This window comes from Streptomyces californicus, from assembly GCF_000717645.1.
GTDB lineage: Bacteria > Actinomycetota > Actinomycetes > Streptomycetales > Streptomycetaceae > Streptomyces > Streptomyces californicus.
Map to the genome: position 1 here is coordinate 112,397 of NZ_JNZZ01000020.1, position 9,052 is coordinate 121,448.

Annotated in this window: 9 protein-coding genes; 7 read left to right on the forward strand and 2 right to left on the reverse strand. The window is 74.8% G+C overall.

Annotated features, from left to right (window positions below; genetic code table 11):
• Positions 1 to 64 precede the first annotated feature (64 nt).
• The 5 genes from IF19_RS0126160 (at position 65) to IF19_RS0126180 (ending at position 4,441) form a co-directional block, all read left to right on the forward strand.
• Positions 65 to 295 carry a DUF3311 domain-containing protein gene (locus tag IF19_RS0126160; RefSeq protein WP_030113174.1) on the forward strand — a complete coding sequence of 77 codons (231 nt, stop codon included), beginning with the start codon at positions 65 to 67 and terminating at the stop codon, positions 293 to 295.
• The gene (locus IF19_RS0126165) at positions 292 to 1,848 is read left to right on the forward strand and encodes a sodium:solute symporter family protein (RefSeq protein WP_030113173.1); all 1,557 of its coding nucleotides are present in this window, start codon (positions 292 to 294) and stop codon (positions 1,846 to 1,848) included. Before IF19_RS0126160 ends, IF19_RS0126165 begins: the two co-directional genes overlap by 4 nt.
• An 83-nt stretch (positions 1,849 to 1,931) precedes the next feature.
• Positions 1,932 to 2,264, forward strand: a complete 333-nt coding sequence (locus IF19_RS0126170; RefSeq protein WP_030277225.1) for a DUF6412 domain-containing protein — start codon at positions 1,932 to 1,934, stop codon at positions 2,262 to 2,264.
• A gap of 297 nt (positions 2,265 to 2,561) precedes the next feature.
• Positions 2,562 to 3,332, forward strand: a complete 771-nt coding sequence (locus tag IF19_RS0126175) for a YidC/Oxa1 family membrane protein insertase (RefSeq protein ID WP_030113171.1) — start codon at positions 2,562 to 2,564, stop codon at positions 3,330 to 3,332.
• A 248-nt stretch (positions 3,333 to 3,580) separates the two neighbouring features.
• Positions 3,581 to 4,441, forward strand: coding sequence for a fumarylacetoacetate hydrolase family protein (locus IF19_RS0126180; protein ID WP_030113170.1), 861 nt, complete (start codon positions 3,581 to 3,583; stop codon positions 4,439 to 4,441).
• Positions 4,442 to 4,703: 262 nt separating this feature from the next.
• Here IF19_RS0126180 and IF19_RS0126185 read toward each other — a convergent pair whose 3' ends face one another.
• Positions 4,704 to 5,222 (reverse strand): heme-degrading domain-containing protein, encoded by a 519-nt coding sequence (locus IF19_RS0126185; RefSeq protein WP_050490982.1) that lies wholly within the window; start codon positions 5,220 to 5,222, stop codon positions 4,704 to 4,706.
• Positions 5,219 to 6,385 (reverse strand): Gfo/Idh/MocA family oxidoreductase, encoded by a 1,167-nt coding sequence (locus tag IF19_RS0126190; RefSeq protein WP_030277227.1) that lies wholly within the window; start codon positions 6,383 to 6,385, stop codon positions 5,219 to 5,221. The genes IF19_RS0126185 and IF19_RS0126190 overlap by 4 nt, the downstream gene beginning before the upstream one ends.
• A gap of 73 nt (positions 6,386 to 6,458) precedes the next feature.
• Here IF19_RS0126190 and IF19_RS0126195 point away from each other — a divergent pair, with 73 nt between their 5' ends.
• Both IF19_RS0126195 and IF19_RS1000000137465 read left to right on the forward strand, forming a co-directional pair.
• Positions 6,459 to 7,577: an ROK family transcriptional regulator gene (locus tag IF19_RS0126195; RefSeq protein WP_030113167.1), complete on the forward strand. Its 1,119-nt coding sequence runs from the start codon at positions 6,459 to 6,461 to the stop codon at positions 7,575 to 7,577.
• Between the two features lie 350 nt (positions 7,578 to 7,927).
• Positions 7,928 to 9,052, forward strand: a 1,125-nt coding sequence (locus tag IF19_RS1000000137465; RefSeq protein ID WP_136975149.1) for a chromosomal replication initiator protein DnaA, incomplete at its 3' end; no start/stop codon positions are given.

The following is a 9,052-nucleotide window of genomic DNA, read 5'->3' on the forward strand; positions in this document are numbered from 1 at the left end:
CCCCGCGCCCCCGCCCCCGCCCGGTGAACGGCGCGTACCCGGCTCGGGGGCGTAGGGTCCCTGGGTGCTCGGTGTGATCAGACGACGTCCCCAACTGCTCTGGCTGCTCGTCCCCTACGTCCTGTACCTCGGCGTGCTGCCCCTCGTGAACCGCGTCACCCCGCTCGTGCTCGGTGTGCCGTTCCTTTTCGTGTGGCTCCTCGGCGCGACCCTCCTCACCCCGGTCGCCGTGTGGCTCACCAGACGGGCGGACCGGAACGCACCGCGCGGCCGGCGGCGGGGCGGGCGCGCGTGAACGCCGCCGTCGCCACCTCCGTCTTCGGCGTCTTCATGGTCGCCACCGTCGCCCTCGGCCTCCTCGCCCTGCGCGGGCGCGGCGGCGGGGGAGGCGGGCTCGCCGAGTGGTCCGTGGGCGGCCGCAGCCTGGGGCCCGTCTTCATCTGGGTGCTGATGGCCGGCGAGGGCTACACCAGCTTCAGCTACCTCGGCGCCGCCGGCTGGGGCTACAACTACGGGGCGCCCGTCCTGTACGTCGTCGCGTACATGTCCTGCGGGTACGCGATCGGGTACGTCGTCGGGCCCATGCTCTGGAGCTACGCCCGCCGCCACGGCCTCGTCGGCATCACCGACATGGTGGCCCACCGCTTCGGCCGGCCCTGGCTCGGCGCGGTCGTCGCCGTGCTGGCCACCGTCTTCCTCCTGCCGTACATCCAGCTCCAGATCACCGGCATGGGCGTGGTCCTCTCCACCATCTCCTACGGGACCGTCAGCCTGAACTGGGCCTACTTCCTCGCCTTCGCCGTCACCACCGGCTTCGTCGTCGTCAGCGGACTGCGCGGCAGCGCCTGGGTGTCCGTGCTGAAGGACGTCCTCGTCATCGCCACGCTCGGCTTCCTCGCGCTGTACGTCCCGCTGCACTACTTCGACGGGTACGGGGCCTTCCTCGACCGACTCGTCACCGAGAAGGCCGACTGGCTGACCTTCCCCGGACACGGAGGCGGCGGGAGCGGCGGCAGCGGTCTCGGCGAACTGTGGTTCATCAGCACCACCTTCCTGAACGCGCTGACCGTCGTCATCTTCCCCACCACCGTCGCCGGCTACCTCGGGGCCCGGAACGCCGACGCGCTGCGCCGCAACGCCATGTACCTGCCCGCCTACAACGTCCTGCTCTTCGTCCCGATGCTCCTCGGGCTGGCCGCCCTGTTCGTGGTGCCGGGGCTGGCCGGCGCGGAGTCGAACCTCGCGCTGTTCAAGCTGGTCGTCGACTCGCTGCCCGCCTGGGCCGTCGGCGTCATCGGGGTCGCGGCCGCGCTCTCCTCGATCGTGCCCATGGCCGTCTTCATGCTGGTCATCGGCACGATGTGGGGGCGCAGCGTGCTGTCGCTCCTGCCACGCTTCGCCGAGCGGCAGAAGACCGCCGCCCAGGTCGTCGTGGTCGTCGCCGGTTCGCTGGCCCTGCTCCTCACCTACACCGCGCCCAACACCCTCGTCCGCCTCTCCCTCATCTCGTACGAGGGCATGGCGCAGCTCCTGCCCATGGTGCTGCTCGCCCTGGTGTGGCGGAGGCTCACCTTCCGGGGCGCGTTCAGCGGGCTGGTCGTCGGGGTCGCCGTGGTCTGCGCGCTCGTCTTCAGCGGGAACGACCCGGTGGGCGGGGTCAACGCGGGGCTCGTCGCCCTCGCCGCCAACCTGGCCGTCGCGCTCGCCGTCACCTTCGCCGGGGGCCGGGACGCCGATCCGCGCCCCGACGCCGAGGTGCTGGCCCACGACCCGACGGACGAGGAGGAGAAGAAGGAGAAGGAGGTCCTCCTCCCGGCCGATCCGGGCCCGTCCGATCATCGTGTATAACGAAGTGGGTGCCCTGCGCACCGGCCGCGCCCACCGGATCGAGCGGCCGAGAGGGCTTCGAGGAGAGGGAGGTACCGCACACCATGCGCGACGCCACCTCCCCGCGTGACGCCTTCGCCCGCCTGCTGCGGCCCGCCGGGCTTCTCGTCCTCCTCCTCACCGAGATCCTCCTCGCCGAGGGCGGCAGCCTCTCCGCCGCCGTCGCGCTCGCCGCCACGGCGGCCGTCGGCTCGGCGCTCCTGGCCTGCGCCGTCATGAGCGCCCGCTGCGCGCCCCCGGTGCCCCGCACCCGGGTCCGTACGGCCATGAGGGACCGGGAGCGGCGCACCGCCTTCCTCCCGCAACGCGACCCCGACGCCCGGGGCCGCACCAGGCCCCGCGCACCCGGGCGCGCCCTCCTGACGGCCGCCGCGTAGGGGTCCCGAACCCCGTCCCGAGCCTCCGCGCCCTTCGCCGGAACCTCCGTACCGCACGCCCCGAGCGCGTGGTGCCGTTCCCCGAGCGAGCGCCGCTCCCGGCCTTCCGTCGTACGCGAGCCACGCCCCCCTGTACGTGTACGCGGGGCGCGCGCTCCCGTACGGGAGGGACCGCGAGGGATGCCGAGGGACCGCGAGAGCGTGGAGCCCCCGCGCGGCCGTCCTGCCGAGTGATCACCCCTCACCTGCCCTCGCGCAGGTGTTCCCGGCACGACGAGACCCCCGGAGGGCTCACCCATGTCCGCCTTCATGTCCGCTTTCGCGAGCCTGGTCGGCTCCCTCGCCGATCTGCTCCAGCCGCTCTTCCAGAACGCGTCCACCGCCGCCGCGATCATCCTGTTCACCGCGCTCGTCCGGCTCGCCGTCCACCCCCTGTCGCGGGCCGCCGCGCGCGGCCAGAAGGCCCGCAGCCGCCTCCAGCCGCAGATCGCCGAACTCCGCAAGAAGCACGGCAAGAACCCCGAGCGGATGCAGAAGGCGATCATGGAGCTGCACGCCGCCGAGAAGGTGTCGCCGCTCTCCGGCTGCCTGCCGAGCCTGCTCCAGATGCCCGCCTTCTTCCTCCTCTACCACCTGTTCTCCAGCAGTTCGATCGGCGGCGAGCCCAACGCGCTGCTCAGCCACGACCTCCTCGGCGCCCCGCTCGGCGGACGCTGGCACGACGCCCTCGCACACGGCGGGATGTTCGGCGGCCAGGGGCTGGTCTACCTGGGGATCTTCGTGATCGTCACCGCTGTCGCCACCTTCAGCTACAGCCGCACCAAGCGGCAGATGGCCGCCAACCCGATGACGCCCGCCACCGGTCCGGACGGGCAGCCGGTGCCCGGCATGGGCGCGATGACGAAGTTCATGCCGCTGCTGTCGTTCTTCACCCTGATCACGGTGGCCGTCGTCCCGCTGGCCGCCGCCCTGTACGTCGTCACCACCACGACCTGGACCGCGATCGAGCGGGCCTGGCTGTACCGGGACGTGCCGGCCGTCGGCGGGTCGGTGGCCACGGCCGCCTGACCGGCGGCCCGGAGCGGTACGGACGGCCGGCTCCCTCGCGCTGCGGGCCCCGGCCGCCGGCTCCCCCGACGATCCCCGTACCAGCCCCCGTACCGATCCCCGTACTGGTCCCGTACCGATCCCCGTACCGGTCCAGAGCGTGAACGTGCTCTTGCGGACCGATCGCTTCTCTTGGACGATCAGCCACGTCCCGCGTCGGCCGCACACCGCCGCAGGACGCCACACCTCGACCAAGAGGAGCTGGACCGTTGAAGCTGCTTCGAGTCGGTACGGCGGGCGCCGAGCGCCCCGCACTTCTCGATCGCGACGGGACACTGCGTGATCTGTCGGGGATCGTTCCCGACATCGACGGCGACCTGCTCGCCGACGCCTCCGCACTCGCCCGGGTACGGGCCGCCGCCGCCTCGCCCGGCGTCCTGCCCGCCCTGGACGCCACGGGGCTGAGGATCGGCCCGCCCCTCGGCCGGATCGGCAAGATCGTCTGCATCGGGCTGAACTACCACGACCACGCCGCCGAGGCGGGGGCGGAGATCCCCGCCGAGCCGATCCTGTTCTTCAAGGCCCCCGACACCGTCGTCGGGCCCGATGACACGGTGCTCGTGCCGCGCGGCAGCCGCAAGACGGACTGGGAGGTCGAGCTCGCCGTCGTCATCGGGCGGACCGCCCGCTACCTGGAGACGGCCGAACAGGGTCTCGCGCACGTCGCCGGGTACGCGACGGCGCACGACGTCTCCGAGCGCGAGTACCAGATCGAGCGCGGCGGCACCTGGGACAAGGGCAAGAACTGCGAGACGTTCAACCCGCTGGGCCCCTGGCTGGTCACCGCCGACGAGGTGCCCGACCCGCAGGCCCTGCCGCTGCGCCTCTGGGTCAACGGCGAGCTGCGGCAGGACGGCACCACGGCCGAGCAGATCTTCCCCGTCGGCGAGGTCGTCCGCTACCTCAGCCACTTCATGACGCTCTACCCGGGCGACGTGATCAACACCGGTACGCCCGCCGGGGTCGCGATGGGGCAGCCGGAGCCGAAGCCGTACCTGAGGGCGGGGGACGTGGTGGAGCTGGAGGTGGAGGGGCTCGGCCGGCAGCGTCAGCAGTTGAAGGCGGCGTAACCCCGGGCGGAGACCTCCGGCCCGTGGCCCCCGGGCGGAAACCGCTGGTCGTCACCCCCGGGGCGTGACCCCCGGCGGGTAACTCCCGGCGTGTAACCCCCGGTCGGACGGCGAAGGGAGGGGGCCGGGGCCGACGCTCGCGCGGCCCCGGCCCCCTCCCTTCCCGAAGCCGTCACGCGTACCGGACGGCCGAGGCCCGTACGCCGTCAGGCCCCCGGCGTCGGCGCCGCTCGCGCACCGGACGACCGGCCCCCGTACGCCGTCAGGCCCCCGCGTCCGTGCCCCTCGCCGCCGTAGTCGTCGCCGTCGTCATCCCCGCCGCGAATTGCTCCAGCGCCTCGACCACCAGTGCGTGGTCCTCGACCTGCGGCAGCCCCGAGACGGTGACCGTGCCGATCACGCCCGCGCCCTCGACCGCGATCGGGAACGAACCGCCGTGCGCGGCGTACACGTCCGGGTCCAGCCGCGAGGACTCCTCGAACGTCGTGCCCTTCGCCCGGAACCGGGTGCCCACCAGGTACGAGCTCTCGCCGTACCGCTCGACGACCCGGCGCTTGCGGTCGATCCACGCGTCGTTGTCCGCGCTGGAGCCGGGCAGCGCCGCGTGGAACACCTGCTGCGCGCCGCGCCGGATGTCGATGGCGACCGGCGCGTGCCGCTCCCGCGCCAGCCGGACCAGCAGGCTGCCGAGCGCGAACGCGTCGTCGTACGAGAAGTGGGGCAGGGCCAGCCGGCGCTCCTGGGCGATCAGCTCGGCGATGGTGGGGGAGACGGTGGTCATGAGGCGGTGGACTCCTCGCCGGCCGGGGCTGCGGACAGGGTGACGGTGACGCCCTCGCGGGCCGAGCGGCGGGCGGCCTCCAGCACGTCCAGCGCGGCGGCGGCCTGGAGCGCGGTGACCGGGTTGCCGCCGGTGCCGCGTACGGCGGAGGCGACGGCGGCGTAGTACGCGGGGTAGTCGCCGGGCAGCGTACGGACCGGGGCGCCGCCGCCGGTCAGCGGGGACTCGCCGGAGCCGAGGCGGCCCCACAGCTCCTCGCCCTCCTCGCCCCACGGCTCGCCGGCCGCCGGGCGCAGCCCCTCGCGCAGGGCCGCCTCCTGCGGGTCCAGGCCGTACTTCACATAGCCCGCCTTCGAGCCCAGCACCCGGAAGCGCGGGCCGAGCTGGGCCGTGGTGGCGCTGACGTACAGGTGCGAGCGGACCCCGTTCGCGTGGGTGATCGCGATGAACGTGTCGTCGTCCGCCGCCGCACCGGGCCGCCGTACGTCGGACTCCGCGTAGACCGAGACCGCCGGGCCGAAGAGCGCCAGCGCCTGGTCGACGACGTGGCTGCCCAGGTCGTACAGCAGGCCGCCGATCTCCTCCGGATCGCCCGACTCGCGCCAGCCGCCCTTCGGCTGCGGCCGCCAGCGCTCGAAGCGGGACTCGAAGCGCTGCACCTCGCCCAGCTCGCCGCCCTCGACCAGCGCGGCCAGGGTGCGGAAGTCGTTGTCCCAGCGACGGTTCTGGAAGACCGAGAGCAGCAGCCCGCGCTCCTCGGCGAGGGCCGCCAGCTCGCGCGCCTCGGCCGCCGTGCCCGCGACCGGCTTGTCCACGACCACCGGCAGCCCGGCCTTCAGCGCGGCCGTCGCGAGCGGGACGTGCGTCTTGTTCGGGGTGGCGATCACGACGAGGTCCAGCTCGTCGGCGCGCTCCCACAGCTCGCCCGGCGAAGCGGCGAACCGGACGTCCGGGTACGCGGCGCGGGCGTCCGCCTGGCGCTCCTCGTTCGACGTCACCACCGTGTCGAGGACCAGGCCCCCGGTCGCGGAGATCAGCGGGGCGTGGAAGACGGAGCCGGCCAGGCCGTAGCCGACGAGGGCGACCCGGAGCGGGGCGCCGGGGGTGTCGGAGCTGCCGGAGACATGGGGCGTACCAGAGGCGTCGGGGGCGTTGGGGGTCATGCCTTCCACTTAAGCAACGCTGTTGCTGAAGTGCAAGCGACCGGCACAATGGGGTGGTGAAGAGGAGTGAGCTGTGAACGGGAGCCGCACGAAGGCCCAGGCGGGGGTGAACCTGCCGGCCCTGCGCCACCACAACGCGGCGCTGATCCTGGACCTGCTGCGGGCGGCCGGGGCGGAGGGCATCAGCCGACTGGAGCTCGCCGAGGGCACCGGCCTCACCCCGCAGGCGGTCAGCAAGATCACCGCCCGGCTGCGGGAGGACGGGCTCGCCGTCGGGGCGGGCCTGCGCCCCTCCACGGGCGGCAAACCGCGCACGGTGCTGCGGCTGGTCCCCGACGCGCAGTTCGCCGTCGGCCTGCACCTGGACCGCGACGGGCTCACCGCCGTGCTGGTCGATCTCGCGGGCCGGCCGGTCGCGGTCACCCGGGCGCCCCTGGACCTCGGCGCCCCGGCCGACCGGGTGCTCGCGGGCGCGGCCGACGCGGTCCACGACCTGTGCGCCGCCGAACCGCACAAGCCGGTGCTGGGCGTGGGCGTCGCCGTGCCCGGCCCGCTCGACCACCGGGACGGCGTCCTGCGCCGGGTCACCGGCTTCCCGCAGTGGGACGGCTACCCGCTGCGCGCCGCCCTCGCCGAGCGCACCGGCCTCCCGGTCGCCCTGGACAAGGACACCAACGCCGCCGCCCTCGCCCTGGCGCTGGCCCCGGGGGGCGCGGGCGGCGGCGACTTCGCCTACCTCCACCTCGGTACGGGGCTGGGCGCCGGGCTGGTCCTGGGCGGCCGGGTGCACCGGGGGGCGCGGACTGGGGCAGGCGAGTTCGGCCACCAGACCCTCCAGTTGGACGGCCCGCTCTGCGGCTGCGGCGGACGCGGCTGCGTCGAAGCGCTGTGCCTGGCCGCCGAGGCGCGCGGCGACCGGCCCGAGGCCGCCCGGATCCTGGGCGCGGGCGCGGCCAACCTGGTCGGCCTGCTCGACATCGACCGCGTGGTCCTGGGCGGCCGGACGGTGGCCGCCGACGAGGACACGTACGTACGGGGCGTCCGGGCCGTGATCGAGGAGCGGGCCTCCCGGGGCGGTGCGGGCGCGGGCGTCACGGTCACGGTGGCCCGGGGCGGCGACCGCCCGGTGGCGGAGGGCGCGGCCCAACTGGTGCTGGCGCCGGTGTTCGGGCGGGTGGGGGAGGGGGAGTAGGGCGGGCCGCGTCGGTACGGGAGAGGCGTGGCGGCCACGTAGCGGTAGGGGAAGGGCGTGCCGATCCCGTGGCGGTACGGGAGGGGTGGTGCCCGGCCCCGTGCCGGTACGGGAGGGGCGTGTCAGCGACGTGTCGGTACGGGAAGGGCGCGTCGGCGCGGGAGGAGCGTGTCAGCCACGTGCCGGTAGCGGGAGGGGCTTCGGCGCGGGAGGGGCGTTGCAGTCGGGTGATCTTATGAGTCATGTCGGCATGTCGACTCTTTGAGTACGCGCGCGCGTGATGGCCTCGGAGGTCACCGCCGGAGCCCCCGCCCCGGTCGTCCGCGAGAGCAGTGAAGGGTGACGCGCCGATGCCCCCTCCCCCCTCCGCCCGGCTGCGTGACGTCCGTACGGTCGCCGCCCTCGGCCTGGCCGCCGGGATCACGGTGCCGGCCGCGCTCCTGAGCGGCCCGCAGGCGGCCGCCCGGCCGGGCGCGCCCGCCCCGTCCGAGCCGGCGGCCGGGTCCGTGGCGGCCGCCGCCACCGGGGCGGCCGGCGTATCGCCGCTGGCCGCCGACGCCGTCGACGAGCAGCCCGGCTGCGGGGACCCCGACGCCAAGGAGTTCCCCGTCGCGGTCCGGTTCCGGGACGCCCCGGACCGGTACCCGGCGGGCGGCGGGCACCGCTCCTGGGTCCTCGACCTCACCAACACCACCGACGCGACCTGCCGGGCCCTGCACCCGGTCCTCGTCCTCACCGACCGCGACCGCCGGCTGACGGCGGAACAGATCCGGACGGAGTTCTCCGGGCCCGGCCGGGCCGGAACCGTGCACCGGGTCGCCTGGGAGACCACCGACCGCGACGAGCAGATCGGCGTCTTCGGCGGCGAGGAAGCGCCGAAGGGGGCGGAGGAGGAGGGGCGGGGCGACCCCGGCGAGCCGTTCCTCGGGTTCACCGTTCCCGCCGGGGAGACCGTCTCCGTATGCGTCCGGACGGCCTTCACCCCCGACGCCGCTCCCGGCCCGGTCACCGCCCACGTCGCCGTCGTCCAGCGCCGCCACCAGGACAAGGCCAAGGGCGGCGGGCGCGAGGACGGCGAATGGGTCGGGGATTCGGGGGAGTACCCCTTCGTCATCGCGGACGGCACCACCGGCAGCACCCGGGAACCGGAAGCTCCCCGCACGGAGCGCCCGACCCGGCCCGACGCTCCGGCGTGGGGGAGCGGGCAGCCGGAGAGCCCCTCGCCGCAGCGCTCCGGCGGGCCCGACCACTCCGAGAGCCCCGCCCCGGACCGCAGCGGGCCCGGCGCCGACCCCCGTACGGACCCCGGTACCAGTACCGGCACCGACCCGGGCACCGGACCCGCGGACCCCGGTGCCACGGACCCCGGTGCCACGGACCCCGGACCCACGGACCCCGGAATCGGTCGGACGCTGCCCCCCGCCCCGACCCCGCCCACCGATCCGGCCCTCCCCGCGGACCCCGGCCTCCCGCCC

Coding starts and splice junctions, on each gene's coding strand:
- IF19_RS0126175 (WP_030113171.1), top strand. CDS start 2,562: ATGTCCGCCTTCATGTCCGCTTTCGCGAGCCTGGTCGGCTCCCTCGCC.
- IF19_RS0126190 (WP_030277227.1), bottom strand. CDS start 6,385: ATGACCCCCAACGCCCCCGACGCCTCTGGTACGCCCCATGTCTCCGGC.
- IF19_RS0126170 (WP_030277225.1), top strand. CDS start 1,932: ATGCGCGACGCCACCTCCCCGCGTGACGCCTTCGCCCGCCTGCTGCGG.
- IF19_RS0126185 (WP_050490982.1), bottom strand. CDS start 5,222: ATGACCACCGTCTCCCCCACCATCGCCGAGCTGATCGCCCAGGAGCGC.